Source organism: Marinobacter vinifirmus (assembly GCF_002258215.1).
Classification (GTDB): Bacteria; Pseudomonadota; Gammaproteobacteria; order Pseudomonadales; family Oleiphilaceae; genus Marinobacter; species Marinobacter vinifirmus.
In genome coordinates, this window is sequence record NZ_NEFY01000016.1 from 39,854 (window position 1) to 55,504 (window position 15,651).

The window sequence follows — 15,651 nt, forward strand, 5'->3', positions numbered from 1 at the left end:
AGGTTTGAGGACAAAGGCATGCAGCAACTGAATCCATCCGAGATCAGTGACATCATCAAGAAGAGAATCGAGAACCTCGATATCTCTTCCGAAGCTAAGAACGAAGGTACGATCCTGTCTGTTTCTGACGGTATCGTACTGATCCACGGTCTGGCCGACGTTATGTACGGCGAGATGATTGAATTTGCCAACGGCACATACGGCATGGCGCTGAACTTGGAGCGTGATTCTGTTGGTGCGGTTGTTCTGGGTGACTACGAAGGTCTGGCTGAAGGCCAGAAGGTACGTTGTACCGGTCGTATCCTGGAAGTACCGGTTGGTAACGAACTGCTGGGCCGTGTTGTAGACGGTCTGGGTAACCCGATCGACGGCAAGGGCGAGCTGGGCAACAGCCTGACTTCCCCGGTCGAGAAGGTTGCACCGGGCGTTATCGCTCGTCAGTCCGTTGATGAGCCGGTTCAGACTGGTCTGAAAGCCATCGACACCATGGTTCCCATCGGTCGTGGCCAGCGTGAGCTGATCATCGGTGACCGCCAGATCGGTAAGACTGCGGTTGCGATCGACGCGATCATCAACCAGAAGCACACCGGCATCAAGTGTATCTACGTTGCCGTTGGCCAGAAGCAGTCTTCCATTGCCGCCGTAGTGCGCAAGCTGGAAGAGCACGGCGCCATGGACCACACCATCGTGGTTGCTGCCGGTGCCGCGGATCCTGCAGCCATGCAGTTCCTGGCTCCGTACTCCGGTACCTCCATGGGTGAGTTCTTCCGCGACCGCGGTGAAGACGCACTGATCGTATACGATGACCTGTCCAAGCAGGCCGTTGCCTACCGTCAGATCTCCCTGCTGCTGCGTCGTCCGCCAGGACGTGAAGCATACCCGGGTGACGTTTTCTATCTGCACTCCCGTCTGCTGGAGCGCGCTTCCCGCGTAAACGCTGACTACGTTGAGCAGTTCACCAACGGTGAAGTGAAAGGCAAGACCGGTTCCCTGACCGCACTGCCGATCATCGAAACCCAGGCTGGTGACGTTTCTGCATTCGTACCGACCAACGTAATCTCTATTACCGATGGTCAGATCTTCCTGGAAACCAACCTGTTCAACTCCGGTATCCGTCCGGCCATGAACGCCGGTATCTCCGTATCCCGGGTAGGTGGTGCAGCCCAGACCAAGATCATGAAGAAGCTCGGCGGTAACATCCGTCTGGCCCTGGCCCAGTACCGGGAACTGGCGGCATTCGCCCAGTTCGCTTCCGACCTTGACGAAGCAACCCGTAAGCAGCTGGAGCATGGTCAGCGCGTAACCGAGCTGATGAAGCAGAACCAGTACAGCCCGATGACCGTTGCGGAAATGGGCACTTCACTGTTCGCAGCCAACGAAGGCTTCCTGGACGATGTTGAAGTAAACAAGGTTGTGAAGTTCGAAGCACAGCTGCTGGACTGGATGCGTTCCGAGCAGAAAGAGCTTCTGGACAAGATCGGCCCTGAAGGTAACTTCAATGACGACATCGCTGCCGGCCTGAAAGCTGCTCTGGAGAAATTCAAGACCACTCAGAGCTGGTAAATCCACCGGGCCCGCCATTGTGCGGGCTTGCTGGTCCCTTTGAGTGTCTAACTTGAAAAGGCAGTGACTTATGGCCGTCGGAAAAGAAATACGTAACCAGATCGGAAGCATCAAGAGCACGCAGAAGATCACTTCCGCCATGGAAATGGTGGCGGCGAGTAAGATGCGCAAGGCTCAGGATCGGATGCAGGCAACTCGCCCGTATGCCGAAAAGATGCGTCAGGTAATCGGACACATTGCTAAGTCCAACAAGGATTACCGTCATCCGTTCATGCAGGAGCGTGAGGTCAAGCGGGTAGGCTACATTGTAGTTTCCTCTGACCGCGGCCTGTGTGGTGGCCTGAACACCAATGCGTTCAAGCTGCTCGTGCGCGAAATGCGTGAATGGAAAGAGAAAGGTATTGAGACTGATATCTGTGCCATTGGCCAGAAAGGCGCATCCTTTTTCCGCAGCTATGGCGGAAACGTGGTTGCAGCCCTGACCCACATGGGCGACAGCCCGAGTGCGGAAAAGCTGATTGGCAGTGTCAAGGTGATGCTGGATTCGTTCGAGGCAGGCAAGATCGACCGCCTGTTCCTGATCAGTAACGAGTTCGTCAACACCATGACCCAGAGCCCGAAGTCAGAGCAGTTGTTGCCTCTGCCGGAAGGTTCCGATGAAGACATCGGTCGCCAGTGGGATTATATCTACGAGCCGGACTCACGTCCGATTCTTGACGGGTTGATGCCACGTTATATCGAATCCCAGGTGTATCAGGGTGTGGTAGAGAATCTGGCCTGTGAACAGGCCGCCCGGATGATCGCTATGAAGAGCGCCACCGACAACGCTGGCAGCATCATTGACGAGCTTCAGCTGGCCTATAACAAGGCCCGTCAGGCAGCGATCACACAAGAGATTTCGGAGATTGTGAGCGGCGCCGCATCTGTTTGATAGCGCTCACAAACCTACTGGTTTTATTGACTACTAGATAACGAGGAACCGAGCATGAGTAGCGGACACATCGTTCAGATCATTGGCGCGGTTATCGACGTGGAATTTCCACGTGACTCCGTGCCAAGCGTTTACGACGCACTGCTGCTTGAAGGTGGCGAAACAACTCTGGAAGTCCAGCAGCAGCTGGGTGACGGCATTGTTCGTACCATCGCCATGGGCAGCACCGAGGGCCTGAAGCGTGGCCTGAAAGCAGAAAACACCGGCAAGCCGATCTCTGTACCGGTTGGTACCAAGACTCTGGGCCGGATCATGGACGTTCTGGGTCGTCCCATCGACGAGCAGGGCGAAATCGGTGAAGAAGAGCGTTGGGGTATTCACCGCAAAGCTCCGGGTTACGCCGACCAGTCAGCGTCTGCCGACCTGCTGGAAACCGGTATCAAGGTTATCGACCTGATCTGCCCGTTCGCCAAGGGTGGTAAGGTTGGTCTGTTCGGTGGTGCCGGTGTAGGCAAAACCGTAAACATGATGGAACTGATCAACAACATCGCGAAAGAGCACTCCGGTCTCTCCGTATTCGCCGGTGTTGGTGAGCGTACCCGTGAGGGTAACGACTTCTACTACGAAATGAAGGAGTCTAACGTTCTCGATAAGGTTGCCATGGTTTACGGCCAGATGAACGAGCCCCCTGGAAACCGTCTGCGTGTGGCCCTGACTGGTCTCACCATGGCCGAGAAGTTCCGGGACGAAGGCCGTGACGTACTGTTGTTCGTTGACAACATCTACCGTTACACCCTGGCCGGTACCGAAGTATCCGCACTGCTGGGCCGTATGCCTTCAGCGGTAGGTTACCAGCCGACCCTGGCCCAGGAAATGGGTGAGCTGCAGGAGCGTATTACCTCCACCAAGACTGGCTCTATCACCTCTATCCAGGCGGTATACGTACCGGCGGATGACTTGACTGACCCGTCTCCGGCCACCACCTTCTCGCACCTTGACGCGACCGTGGTACTGAGCCGTGACATCGCTTCCAAGGGTATTTACCCGGCGATCGATCCGCTCGACTCCACCTCCCGTCAGCTGGACCCGCTGGTGATCGGTGAGCAGCACTACAACGTTGCCCGTGGCGTTCAGAACGTTCTGCAGCGTTACAAGGAACTGAAAGACATCATCGCGATCCTGGGTATGGACGAGCTGTCAGAAGACGACAAGCTGATCGTTTCCCGTGCGCGTAAGATCGAACGCTTCCTGTCTCAGCCGTTCCACGTAGCAGAAGTATTTACCGGTTCCCCAGGTAAGTATGTGTCTCTGAAGGAAACCATCGCCAGCTTCGAAGGTATCCTGAACGGTGACTACGACGACATGCCGGAGCAGGCCTTCTACATGTGCGGTGGCATCGAAGAGGCAATCGAGAAGGCTAAGGCAATGAAAGCGAAAGAAGGCAAGTAACACTCCTTCTTCCCTTTCTGACCCAAGAGGCGTAAGAAATGGCTATGACCGTACATTGTGACGTCGTAAGTGCCGAGGAAAAAATTTACTCCGGTCTGGTGGAGATGCTGATCGCCACCGGTACCGAGGGTGAGCTTGGTATCCAGTTTGGCCATGCTCCGCTGCTGTCTGCGCTCAAGCCGGGCGCAGTGCGGATCATCAAGCAGGGTGGCACCGAGGAGATTCTGTACGTTTCAGGTGGCTACCTGGAAGTGCAGCCTAACCTGGTTACCCTGATGGCTGATTCTGCGGTTCGTGCAAAAGATGTAGACGAAGCCGCAGCACTGGAAGCCCAGAAGGAAGCCGAGAAGGCACTGGCGAATAAGACAGGCGAGTTTGAGTACTCCCGGGCCGCCGCCGAGCTGGCAGAAGCCGCCGCTCAGCTGCGTACCATCCAGAAACTGCGCAAGAACCTGCGTTAAGCAGGGTTGCGTCAGTGCCCGGACTGGCCTGACAGTGAACCGCATCCTCAGGTGGAGGGCTCTGTGTTTCCTACCGGAAACAGAGGGGTTTCCGCCGGGACGCGGTTTTTTATTTTCTACCAGATAAAGAGTTTGGAGCTGTACGCCCCATGAACCCGCTACACGTTGTGATCCTGGCCGCCGGTCAGGGTTCAAGGATGAAATCCGCCCTGCCGAAGGTCTTGCACCCGGTAGCCGGCAAGCCCATGTTGCACCATGTGGTCGACACCGCAAAGCAACTGGGCGCGGAGAAAATTCACACAGTGATCGGCCATGGCGCGGACCAGGTACGGGCGTCGCTGCATGACGACTCGGTGAACTGGGTGCTCCAGACCGAACAACTGGGTACCGGCCATGCCGTGGCCCAGGCCCTGCCGGACCTGCCGGATAACGCCCGGGTACTGATACTCTATGGCGATGTTCCGCTGACCCGTAAAGATACCCTGGAAGCCATGGTCAGTGACCTGGACGACAGCAATCTGGCCCTGCTGACCGTGGATATGGACAACCCCCACGGTTATGGCCGGATTGTCCGTAACGACCAGGGGCAGGTTCAGGCGATTGTTGAGCAGAAAGATGCCACCGCCGAGCAGCAGGATATCAACGAAGTAAACACCGGCATCCTGGCGGTATCGGCCAGCCACCTGAAAAGCTGGTTGCCGACGTTATCCAACAGTAATGCCCAGGGTGAATACTACCTGACCGACATCATTGCCATGGCTGTGGATAACGGCCTGTCGGTCACGGTTTCGCAGCCCCTGAACCCGTTTGAAGTGCAGGGTGTGAATAACCGCCTGCAGCTGGCCGAGCTGGAACGCTGGTATCAGCGCCAGCAGGCCGAGCGCCTGATGACCGAAGGTGCCACCCTGGCCGACCCGGCCCGCATTGATGTTCGCGGCGAGCTGACCATTGGTAACGACCTGTGGATTGACGTTAACGCGGTGTTCGAAGGCAAGGTAAGCCTTGGCAGCAACGTGGTGATCGGCCCCAACTGCGTGATCAAGGATGCCACCATTGCCGACGGTGCCGAGATCAAGGCCAACAGCGTCATCGAAGGTGCCGTGGTGGGCGCCAACGCCCAGATTGGCCCGTTTGCCCGCCTTCGCCCGGGCACCGAACTGGCCGCCAACACCAAGGTTGGCAACTTTGTGGAAACCAAGAAAGCCGTGGTAGGTGAGGGCAGCAAGATCAACCACCTGAGCTACGTGGGCGACGCCTCACTGGGCCGTAATGTGAATGTGGGTGCAGGCACCATCACCTGTAACTATGATGGCGTGAACAAGCACAAGACGGTGTTGGGCGATGGCGTATTTGTGGGTTCCAACACCTCGCTGGTGGCCCCGGTGTCTGTTGCGGACCAGGCGACCATCGGTGCCGGTTCCACCATCACCCGGGACATCAGTGAAGGCGAACTGGCCGTGGCCCGCGGCAAGCAGCGAAACATCTCCGGCTGGGAACGGCCGAAAAAAGCGTAAAGACCGATTAACGAACAGGTGACAACAGCATGTGTGGGATTGTAGGAGCGGTATCTGAACGGGACGTCCAGGGTATTTTGCTGGAGGGCCTGCGCCGCCTTGAATACCGGGGTTACGACTCCGCCGGTATGGCCGTGATCAGCAGCGCCGACCAGGTACAGCGGGCCCGGGAAGTGGGCAAGGTAGCTGCCCTGGCAGACGCCATCGCCGCGAACCCGGTTGCCGGCCATGTGGGCATTGCCCATACCCGCTGGGCGACCCATGGCGAGCCGTCCAAGCTCAACGCCCATCCGCATATGTCTGGCGACCGCCTGGCCATCGTTCATAACGGCATCATCGAAAACTACCAGGAACTGCGGGACGAACTGAAAGCCGAGGGCTTCGAGTTCACGTCCCAGACCGACACCGAGGTAGTGGCGCACCTGATCGCTAAAAACTACCGGGCCGGTGGCGGCCTGTACCAGGCGGTGAAAACCGCCCTGGATCGCCTGCGCGGTGCCTATGCCCTGGCCGTTGTCCACGCTGATGAGCCGGATCACATGGTAGTCTGCCGTCAGGGCAGCCCGCTGGTAATTGGTGTGGGAATCGGTGAAAACTTCATCGCTTCCGATCAGCTGGCCCTGCTGCCGGTGACCGACCGTTTCATGTTCCTGGAAGAAGGCGATATTGCCGACATCCGCAAAGGCAGCATCGAGATCCATGATCGCGAAGGCATGGCCGTAGAGCGCGCCATTACCCGTTTCGAGCACGGTGCCGATTCCGCCGACAAGGGCGAATACCGCCACTACATGCTCAAGGAAATCTACGAGCAGCCGAAAGTGATCAAGGCCACTATGGAAGGCCGGATTACCGACACCCGGGTACTGGAGCAGGCCCTGGGTACCGACGCTGCCAACCTGCTGGAAAACGTGCGCCATGTGCAGATCATCGCCTGTGGTACTTCCTACCACGCCGGCATGGTGGCCCGTTACTGGATTGAAGACCTGGCCGGCATCCCTTGCTCCGTGGAAGTCGCGTCCGAGTTCCGCTACCGCAAGCACGTGATCCAGCCGGATACCCTGTTCCTGTGCATCTCCCAGTCCGGCGAAACCGCGGATACCCTGGCCGCACTTCGCCAGGCCAAGAAAGCCGGTTTCCGGGCGGCCCTGGCCATCTGCAACGTACCGGGCAGCTCCCTGGTGCGGGAATCCGACCTGGTGATCATGACCCAGGCCGGCCCCGAGATTGGCGTAGCCTCCACCAAGGCGTTCACTACCCAGCTTACCGCACTGCTGATCTTCACCCTTGCCCTGGCCCGCCACAACGGCCTGAGCGAAGAGAAAGAAGCGGAGATCGTGGGCGCTATCCACCAGCTGCCGAAGCAGGTCAGCGATGTGCTGGCACTGGATGCAGACATCGAAGAACTGTCCAAGGCCTTTATGGACAAGCACCACAGCCTGTTCCTGGGCCGTGGCTCCCAGTTCCCGGTGGCCATGGAAGGGGCGCTCAAGCTTAAAGAGATCTCCTACATCCATGCCGAAGCCTATCCGGCCGGTGAGCTCAAACATGGTCCGCTGGCGCTGGTCGACAGCGAGATGCCGGTGGTCACCGTGGCGCCGAACAACGACTTGCTTGAGAAACTGAAATCGAACCTCGAAGAAGTCCGGGCCCGTGGCGGAGAGCTGTTTGTATTTGCCGACAGGGATGCCGATGTGAAGCCTGAAGAGGGGCTGCATGTGATGCAGATTCCGTCTGTGCACGAGATCACGGCGCCCATTGTCTACACCGTGCCTTTGCAGCTGCTGTCGTACCACGTTGCAGTACTTAAGGGCACTGATGTGGACCAGCCCCGAAACCTGGCCAAGAGTGTGACGGTGGAATAAACGGCGAGATTCAGGCTGGCCGCCGTCCGCGGTAAACCGGGGCCAGCCTGATTTTCCGGAAACATGATCCAGAGCAAGTCTTTCCGGGCGATGTAGGTCCAAGTACGGAGACCCGGGCGGCCCCACAGGGGTACCCTATACACAAATATCAAGGCAGGTAATGGTTGCCTGTTGCATACTTTTTTAGCCGCCAATTCAAGAAGAACTGATGCAATGCCCGACACTCTCGTTTCCGGATTTACCCGCAATTTCCTGGGCAAGGCGCCCAACTGGTACAAGCAGGTTATTCTGCTGTTTCTGATTGCCAACCCGATTGTGATGTTTGTGTTCGGGCCGGTGACGGCAGGCTGGCTGCTGATTGCCGAGTTCATCTTTACCCTGGCCATGGCCTTGAAGTGTTACCCATTATTGCCAGGCGGCTTACTGGCGGTGGAGGCATTACTGATTGGGCTAACCAACGCCGACGCCGTGTACCACGAGGTACTGATCAACTTCCCGGTTATCCTGCTGTTGATGTTCATGGTGGCAGGCATCTATTTCATGAAAGACCTGCTGCTGGTGACCTTCACCCAGATCCTGGTGGGTGTGCGCTCCAAGTCCGCGCTTTCACTGCTGTTTTGCGGCGCGGCGGCGCTGCTGTCGGCGTTCCTCGATGCCCTGACGGTGACTGCCGTCATCATCAGTGTGGCCGTCGGCTTCTACTCGGTTTACCACAAGGTGGCCTCCGGCAAGGGTTATCAGCAGAAAGACCACAACGCTAACAGCGACGCCGAAGTGGTGGAACTGCACCGGGAAGACCTGGAAAACTTCCGGGCGTTCTTGCGCAGCCTGTTGATGCACGGTGCCATTGGTACCGCCCTCGGTGGCGTGGCCACCATGGTTGGCGAACCCCAGAACCTGCTGATCGCCAAGGTGGTTGGCTGGGATTTCGTGGGCTTCTTCCTGCACATGGCACCGGTGAGTATTCCGGTACTGATTGCCGGCCTGTTTACCTGCTGGGCGCTGGAGAAGCTGCGCTGGTTCGGCTACGGCGGTCGCCTGCCCAAGCCGGTACGCCAGGTGTTGCAGGAATACGCCGATAACGAAAGAGCAAGCCGCACCAAGTCCGACAAGGCCGCCCTGTGGGTGCAAGCTGTTGCTGCCGTGATCCTGGTGCTGGGCCTGGCGTTCCACGTAGCGGAAGTGGGGCTGATCGGCCTGCTGGTGATCATCCTGGTCACTTCCTTCACCGGTGTGATCGACGAGCACCAGATCGGCAAAGCCTTCCAGGAATCCCTGCCGTTCACCTCACTGCTGGTGGTGTTCTTTGCCATCGTGGCGGTGATCCACGAACAGCACCTGTTCAAGCCCATCATCGAATACGTACTGAGCCTGCCGGAAGGCCAGCAACCGGGCATGTTCTTCATTGCCAACGGCCTGCTGTCCATGATCAGCGACAACGTGTTCGTGGCCACCGTATACATCAGCGAAGTAAAACAGGCCCTGGATGCCGGCGCCATCAGCTTTGACCACTTCCAGACCCTGGCCGTGGCCATCAACACCGGCACCAACCTGCCCAGCGTGGCCACCCCCAACGGCCAGGCCGCGTTCCTGTTCCTGCTCACCTCCGCCATCGCCCCGCTGGTTCGCCTGTCCTACGGCAAGATGGTGATTATGGCGCTGCCGTACACCGTGGTGATGGGTGGCGTAGGCCTGTACATGGTGACCCACGCGTTCTGATTCTCGACCCCGATAACAGCCTCATCTGACGCCCGTGCCGCTTTCACAAAGCTCAACGGGCGTTCTTGTTTCTGCTGCATAGTCTGTATATAGTGACCAAGTCCTTGGTTGACTACCATATATTGTGATCAAAGCGTGATCACTCAGGTAGTCGGGAATCCGGTGAGAGTCCGGAACTGACGCGCAGCGGTATTGGGGAACAAGCGTGGCATAAAGACACTGGCAAGCGCCGGGAAGTCGCCACGCAAGGCCGAACCACACGGTTCACGCCCCTGAGTCCGAAGACCTGCCAGGGATAGACACTGCACCTTCGCGTTTATAAAGGTGAGCAGGCGGGTTTCGTTTTCTGGCCACGGAATCCACGGAAGAACACGGAAAGAAAAGACTTACTGATTTTTTGCCACGAAATCCACGAAAAAACACGAACAAAGATTTACTACGAAAAGAAAAAAGCTTTTTATCTTTTCCTTTCGTGTTTTTTCGTGGATTTCGTGGCAAAACAGTCCCTTTCTTTTCATTTTTCCGTGTCCTTCCGTGGATTCCGTGGCAAAAACCTCCCCCTTCTCCTGAACGCAAAGGCTGCGCCACCACGCGTACACAAGGAGAAGTTCCATGTCTGCCATCCTGTCCCCCGAGCCCCCGGCGGTTGCCGCTACAGAATCCCTTCAGGTCATCAAACGCAACGGCACCCTCGTTGGCTTTAACCCTTCCAAGATCACCGTCGCCGTTACCAAGGCCTTCCTTGCGGTAGAAGGCGACCAGGCCGCCGGCTCCGCCCGCATCAACGACGCCGTGCACCGGGTCACCGAGCAAGTGGTGCAGGCCATCAGCCGGCGCCTGAAGGCCGGTGGCAAGGTGCATATTGAAGACATCCAGGATCAGGTAGAACTGGCCCTGATGCGAGCGGAAGAACAGAAAGTCGCCCGGGCCTACGTGCTGTACCGGGAAGAGCACGCCCGCAAGCGCGCCATTGAAGAGCCCATGGAAGCGCACCCGCACCTGACCGTGAAAAAAGCCGACGGCAGCGTGGCGCCGCTGGATTTGGGTTTGATGAAACTGCAGGTAGAGCAGGCCGCGACCGGGCTGGACGGCATTGAGGGCGAGTCCCTGGTGGAGGAAGCCCTGCGTAACCTGTACGACGGCATTGCCGAAACCGAAGTATTGTCTGCCCTGATCATGACTGCCCGGGGCCGCATAGAACGGGAGCCGGACTACAGCGCCGTGACTGCCCGCCTGTTGCTGGAACAGTTACGGCTGGAGGCGGCCGAGGAGCTGGGTTTGCCCCGCAACCAACCCCTTGCAGAAAGTTATCCACAGGCCCTGAGCGCCTTTGTTCACGCCGGTATCCGCTATGAGCTGCTGGACGAGGCCCTGGCCGCGTTTGACCTGGAACGCCTCGGCGCAGCCCTGAAACCCGAGCGCGACCACCAGTTCGGATTCCTCGGCCTGCAAACCCTGTACGACCGTTACTTCCTGCACTGGAACGGCGCCCGCCTGGAACTGCCCCAGGTATTCTTCATGCGCGTGGCCATGGGCCTGGCCCTGCGGGAAGACGACCCCAACGCCCGCGCCATCGAGTTCTACAACCTGCTGTCCAGCTTCGATTACATGGCCAGCACGCCGACATTGTTCAACAGCGGCACCCGCCACTCCCAGTTGTCTTCCTGCTACCTGACCACCGTGCAGGACGACCTGGAAGGCATTTACGGCGCCATCAAAGACAACGCGTTGCTGTCCAAATGGGCCGGCGGCCTGGGCAACGACTGGACCCCGGTGCGGGCGCTGGGTTCCCACATCAAAGGCACCAACGGCCAGAGCCAGGGCGTGGTGCCGTTTTTGAAAGTGGTGAACGATACCGCCGTGGCGGTGAATCAGGGCGGTAAGCGCAAAGGCGCGGTCTGTGCCTACCTGGAAAGCTGGCACCTGGACATCGAAGAGTTCCTGGAACTGCGCAAGAACACCGGCGACGAGCGCCGCCGCACCCACGACATGAACACCGCCAACTGGGTGCCGGACCTGCTGATCGAACGCATGCGTGAAGACCGGGACTGGACCCTGTTCTCCCCAAGCGATACGCCGGATCTGCACGACCTGTACGGTAACGAATTCCGGGAACGCTACGAGCATTACGAAGCGCTGGCGGAGCAGGGCAAGATCAAACTGTTCAAAAAACTGCCCGCCAAGCAGCTGTGGCGCAAAATGCTCACCGTGCTGTTTGAAACGGGCCACCCCTGGATCACCTTCAAAGACCCCTGCAACCTGCGCTCCCCGCAGCAGCATCAGGGCGTGGTGCACAGCTCCAACCTGTGCACCGAAATCACCCTGAACACCAGCGCCGACGAAATCGCCGTGTGCAACCTGGGCTCTGTAAACCTGGCGGCCCACATCAAGGACGGCGAGCTGGATGTACAACGCCTGGAACGCACCGTAAACACCGCCGTACGCATGCTCGACAACGTTATCGACATCAACTTCTACGCGGTGCCCCAGGCCAGGAATTCCAACCTCAAACACCGCCCGGTGGGCCTGGGCCTGATGGGTTTCCAGGATGCCCTGTATCAACTGGGCCTGCCTTACACCAGCCCGGAAGCGGTGGAGTTTGCCGACGTGGCCATGGAGCAGCTCAGCTACTTCGCCATTCGCGCCTCCGCCACCCTGGCCGGCGAACGCGGTGCCTACGAAACCTACGAAGGCTCCCTGTGGCAGCAGGGCATCCTGCCCATCGACTCCATCGCTCTTTTAAAAGAGGCGAGGAAAGACGGTGACCTGTCCCTGAACACCGACAGCCGCCTTGACTGGACCCCGGTGCGGGAGCTGATCGCCAAATACGGCATGCGCAACAGCAACGTCATGGCCATCGCGCCCACGGCCACCATCTCCAACATTGTCGGCGTGTCCCAGTCCATTGAACCGGCGTACCAGAACCTGTTTGTGAAATCGAACCTGTCCGGCGAGTTCACCGTGGTGAACCCTTCACTGGTGCGGGATCTCAAGGCGGAAGGCCTGTGGGACAACGTGATGGTGAACGACCTGAAATACTTCGACGGCAGCGTGCAGCAGATCGACCGCATACCGGCGGAACTCAAAGCCCGCTACGCCACCGCCTTCGAAATCGACGCCCGCTGGCTGGTAGAAGCCGCCGCCCGCCGCCAGAAATGGCTGGACCAGGCCCAGAGCCTGAACCTGTACATGGCTGAACCCAGTGGTAAAAAGCTCGATGCCCTGTACCAGCTGGCCTGGGAGCGCGGCCTGAAAACCACCTACTACCTGCGCTCCCTGGGCGCCACCGGCGCTGAAAAAACCGCCCCGGTGTCTGCCCCGCAGCCGCAGGTTTGCAGTATCGATGACCCGGACTGCGAGGCCTGTCAGTAACTGGCAAATCAATCTAAAAGGAGCGAACCATGCTGAACTGGGACGACGAATCAAAACCCGCACCGCAAGCCGCAAACCCCGAAGGCCCGGCACCGGTTAACGTAGACGACAAACGCGTCATCAACGGCGAAACCGACATCAACCAACTGGCACCCTTCAAGTACCCCTGGGCCTGGGAGTACTTCATGAACGCCAACAAGAACCACTGGACGCCGCTGGACGTGAACATGGCGCAGGACGTTCACGACTACCACCACCGGCTAACGCCGGCGGAAAAACACGTGTACGAGAACGTGCTGGCGTACCTGACCACCTCCGACATCCTCGCCATGCGCAACATCGGCCTGGCAGTGATGGAGAAAATGAGCGCCCCGGAGCTGCAGATCTACCAGGCCCGCCAGGTGTACGAAGAAGCCCTGCACACCTGGACCTACCAGCACTGCATCGAAACCCTCAACCTGGACCAGAGCGAAATCTACAACCGCTACCGGGTGGTGCCGCAGATCAACGGCAAAATCCAGCTGGCCAACCGCAGGCTGGACGCCGCCATGCGCTCCGACATGAACCTGCGCAACCCGGACGATCTGCAGGAATTCATCATGTCTTACCTGTTCTTCGCCGCCGTGTTTGAAGGCTGCTGGTTTTACAACGGCTTCAGCCCCATCTTCGCCCTGCAGCGCCGGGGCCTGATGCGCGGCACCGGCGAACAGCTGCAGTACATCCTGCGGGACGAAGCCATGCACTTCTCCTTCGGCCTGAAAGTGGTCAACCAGATTTTGGAGGAAGAAAACATCAGCTTTGACCCCAAAGCCGTGCGCGACATGTGGGACGAATCTGAAGCGGCTGAGATGGCTTACGCCAACTATATTTTGCGCGACCCGATTATGGGTTACTCGGCGGAATACCACACCGAGCAGTTCCGGTTTGTGGCCAACCGGAGGGCGCGCACGGTAGGGCTGGAAGAGCCGTTCCCGGGGGCGAAAAACGTCTCGCCCTGGCTGGACGAGCAAGCCACCATGCGCAAAGAGAAGAACTTCTTTGAGACCCGGGTAATTGAATACCAGACCGGCGCTCAGCTGGAGTGGTAAGCAGGTAGGGGGAGCAGAGCTGTCCGATATGTCGGGCAGCTCCGGGAGGGTTATTTCCGCGCCATGGCTTCCAGCATCCGGTTCACTGCGTCCAGGTGCTCTGGCTCGTTGTGGCTCATGCCCTGGAAACAGGCGCAGATATCCAGGAAATCCTTCAGCTCGGTGCGCTGGGCCATCTTCATCAGCCGCTTGGTCAGCCGCGTTGCTTTGGGCGGCTGGCTGGCCCGTTCACCGCGGCAATCACCGGCACCTCCACCGCCTGCATGGCCAGGGGAATACGCTGGATACCCTTGCGATAGCGCTCTGCACACTCAGCGGGATTGCCAGCGAAATCGCCGCTGCGGTTAGCCATATCGCGGATATTGCCACCGGCACTGAACGCCGACCCCGCCCCGGTGATCACCAGCACGGATACGTCCTGGCAGTGGTTGACCCACTCTGCTGTGGTGACGATGTCATCAATCAGGTGGGAGCCTGTGAGGGCATTGCGCAGGTCGTGCCGGTTCAGGGTCAGCACGGCCACCCCGTTTTCCAGGCTGAGCAGGGCATCCGTAAGTTGGGGCAAGCTGGCCATCGTGGAGTCCTTGTTCTGTAAATTCAGGGCGATTGTCTCCCTATGATTGGCCCATGCCAAGAACCTTCGATCGCCTTGGCCAGGGGCCCGTGCTGCATGAACCAACAAACAGTGGAGTTATACGAACCCGTTCGCAAAACTCCGGGGAAATGCATGGGAAAAGTTAGTAACCTTCTGATATGTTTAGGAAGTGGTGTTTTCAGGGGCGGAGTTATACGCCCCTAAGTAGGAGCAGGGGTGGCTCGAATCAGGGCGTATAACTCCGGCGGTAGCCGTGGTAAATTACTGTCATGTTGTTGTTTTTGATTAGAAAAATTAAAAATTTTGGGCGCGTTTGGGTTGGAATTATACGAACGCGGGATATACGAACTCGTTCGTAGAATTCACTGTTAAATTGTAAGCGTCCGCCCATCACACCTTGTCAGGTGTAGCCGGCGTCCAGTTGTGGGGCAACAGCTCGTCGATGGCTTTGTTCTTCTGCGTCGGCAAGCGGGTCAGCACATCCTTCAGATAGGCATAGGGATCATGCCCGTTCAGCTTGGCGGACTGGATCAGGGTCATCACCGCAGCCGCCCGTTGGCCACTGCGTAGTGATCCCGCGAACAACCAGTTGCTGCGGCCCAGTGCCCAGGGCCGGATCTGGTTTTCCACCCAGTTGTTGTCGATGGGCACCGCGCCATCGTCCAGGTAGCGCGTCAGCGCTTCCCAACGTTTGAGACTGTAATCCAGTGCTTTGGCCGTGCCGGAACCATCCGGCACTTTCTGGCGATGCTCCAGCATCCATTGATGCAGTGCCTCAGCCAGTGGTTTAGCTCTGGCTTGTCGGATGTCCCGACGCTTATCCGGCGGCAGGTCTTTGGGTTCCCGTTCGATCTCGTAGAGTCCGCCGATGTATTCCAGGGCCTTGGCCGCCAGTTCGCTCTTGTTGGCCTCGTGCAGGTCGTAGAACTTGCGTCGGGCGTGGGCCATACAGCCGATTTCGGTGATCCCGTTACCGAACCCGGCCTTGTAGCCGGCGTAGTCGTCACAGACCAATTTGCCCTGCCAGTCACCCAGGAAGGTACGGGCGTGTTCACCCGCCCGGCTTGGGGCGAAGTCGTAAACGGTGGCTTTCAGGT

General features: G+C 58.5%; 10 protein-coding genes, 1 pseudogene and 1 riboswitch. Of the genes and pseudogenes, 9 read left to right on the top strand and 2 right to left on the bottom strand.

Annotated elements, in window-relative coordinates; all coding sequences use genetic code 11:
- Positions 1 to 18: 18 nt before the first annotated feature.
- From atpA to B9Q17_RS14920, 9 genes are all read left to right on the top strand, one after another.
- The gene (atpA, locus tag B9Q17_RS14875) at positions 19 to 1,563 is read left to right on the top strand and encodes a F0F1 ATP synthase subunit alpha (protein WP_058342161.1); all 1,545 of its coding nucleotides are present in this window, start codon (positions 19 to 21) and stop codon (positions 1,561 to 1,563) included.
- A 70-nt stretch (positions 1,564 to 1,633) separates the two neighbouring features.
- Positions 1,634 to 2,494, top strand: coding sequence for a F0F1 ATP synthase subunit gamma (atpG, locus tag B9Q17_RS14880; RefSeq protein ID WP_058342160.1), 861 nt, complete (start codon positions 1,634 to 1,636; stop codon positions 2,492 to 2,494).
- 54 nt (positions 2,495 to 2,548) lie between these two features.
- On the top strand, positions 2,549 to 3,943 hold the full coding sequence (gene atpD, locus B9Q17_RS14885; RefSeq protein WP_094625806.1) for a F0F1 ATP synthase subunit beta: 1,395 nt from the start codon (positions 2,549 to 2,551) through the stop codon (positions 3,941 to 3,943).
- A 38-nt stretch (positions 3,944 to 3,981) separates the two neighbouring features.
- The gene (locus B9Q17_RS14890) at positions 3,982 to 4,404 is read left to right on the top strand and encodes a F0F1 ATP synthase subunit epsilon (protein WP_058342158.1); all 423 of its coding nucleotides are present in this window, start codon (positions 3,982 to 3,984) and stop codon (positions 4,402 to 4,404) included.
- A gap of 149 nt (positions 4,405 to 4,553) precedes the next feature.
- The gene (glmU, locus tag B9Q17_RS14895) at positions 4,554 to 5,918 is read left to right on the top strand and encodes a bifunctional UDP-N-acetylglucosamine diphosphorylase/glucosamine-1-phosphate N-acetyltransferase GlmU (RefSeq protein WP_094625807.1); all 1,365 of its coding nucleotides are present in this window, start codon (positions 4,554 to 4,556) and stop codon (positions 5,916 to 5,918) included.
- 29 nt (positions 5,919 to 5,947) lie between these two features.
- Positions 5,948 to 7,780: a glutamine--fructose-6-phosphate transaminase (isomerizing) gene (glmS, locus tag B9Q17_RS14900; protein WP_094625808.1), complete on the top strand. Its 1,833-nt coding sequence runs from the start codon at positions 5,948 to 5,950 to the stop codon at positions 7,778 to 7,780.
- Positions 7,781 to 7,993: 213 nt separating this feature from the next.
- Positions 7,994 to 9,499 carry a sodium/proton antiporter NhaB gene (nhaB, locus tag B9Q17_RS14905; protein ID WP_094625809.1) on the top strand — a complete coding sequence of 502 codons (1,506 nt, stop codon included), beginning with the start codon at positions 7,994 to 7,996 and terminating at the stop codon, positions 9,497 to 9,499.
- A gap of 88 nt (positions 9,500 to 9,587) precedes the next feature.
- Positions 9,588 to 9,807, top strand: a riboswitch (cobalamin riboswitch).
- A gap of 304 nt (positions 9,808 to 10,111) precedes the next feature.
- Complete coding sequence (locus B9Q17_RS14915; RefSeq protein ID WP_094625811.1) at positions 10,112 to 12,871, top strand: ribonucleoside-diphosphate reductase subunit alpha; 2,760 nt, start codon at positions 10,112 to 10,114, stop codon at positions 12,869 to 12,871.
- Positions 12,872 to 12,900: 29 nt separating this feature from the next.
- On the top strand, positions 12,901 to 13,959 hold the full coding sequence (locus B9Q17_RS14920; RefSeq protein ID WP_094625812.1) for a ribonucleotide-diphosphate reductase subunit beta: 1,059 nt from the start codon (positions 12,901 to 12,903) through the stop codon (positions 13,957 to 13,959).
- A 50-nt stretch (positions 13,960 to 14,009) separates the two neighbouring features.
- On the opposite strand, the pseudogene B9Q17_RS14925 reads toward B9Q17_RS14920, so the two are convergent.
- Both B9Q17_RS14925 and tnpC read right to left on the bottom strand, forming a co-directional pair.
- A pseudogene (locus B9Q17_RS14925) lies at positions 14,010 to 14,533 on the bottom strand (enoyl-CoA hydratase-related protein).
- Between the two features lie 411 nt (positions 14,534 to 14,944).
- The coding region (gene tnpC / locus B9Q17_RS14930; RefSeq protein WP_154707608.1) for an IS66 family transposase at positions 14,945 to 15,651 on the bottom strand (707 nt) is incomplete at its 5' end.

Excerpts from the sequence above, each read along its gene's own strand:
- atpA (WP_058342161.1), top strand. The coding sequence starts at position 19 with ATGCAGCAACTGAATCCATCCGAGATCAGTGACATCATCAAGAAGAGA.
- atpG (WP_058342160.1), top strand. The coding sequence starts at position 1,634 with ATGGCCGTCGGAAAAGAAATACGTAACCAGATCGGAAGCATCAAGAGC.
- atpD (WP_094625806.1), top strand. The coding sequence starts at position 2,549 with ATGAGTAGCGGACACATCGTTCAGATCATTGGCGCGGTTATCGACGTG.
- B9Q17_RS14890 (WP_058342158.1), top strand. The coding sequence starts at position 3,982 with ATGGCTATGACCGTACATTGTGACGTCGTAAGTGCCGAGGAAAAAATT.
- glmU (WP_094625807.1), top strand. The coding sequence starts at position 4,554 with ATGAACCCGCTACACGTTGTGATCCTGGCCGCCGGTCAGGGTTCAAGG.
- glmS (WP_094625808.1), top strand. The coding sequence starts at position 5,948 with ATGTGTGGGATTGTAGGAGCGGTATCTGAACGGGACGTCCAGGGTATT.
- nhaB (WP_094625809.1), top strand. The coding sequence starts at position 7,994 with ATGCCCGACACTCTCGTTTCCGGATTTACCCGCAATTTCCTGGGCAAG.
- B9Q17_RS14915 (WP_094625811.1), top strand. The coding sequence starts at position 10,112 with ATGTCTGCCATCCTGTCCCCCGAGCCCCCGGCGGTTGCCGCTACAGAA.
- B9Q17_RS14920 (WP_094625812.1), top strand. The coding sequence starts at position 12,901 with ATGCTGAACTGGGACGACGAATCAAAACCCGCACCGCAAGCCGCAAAC.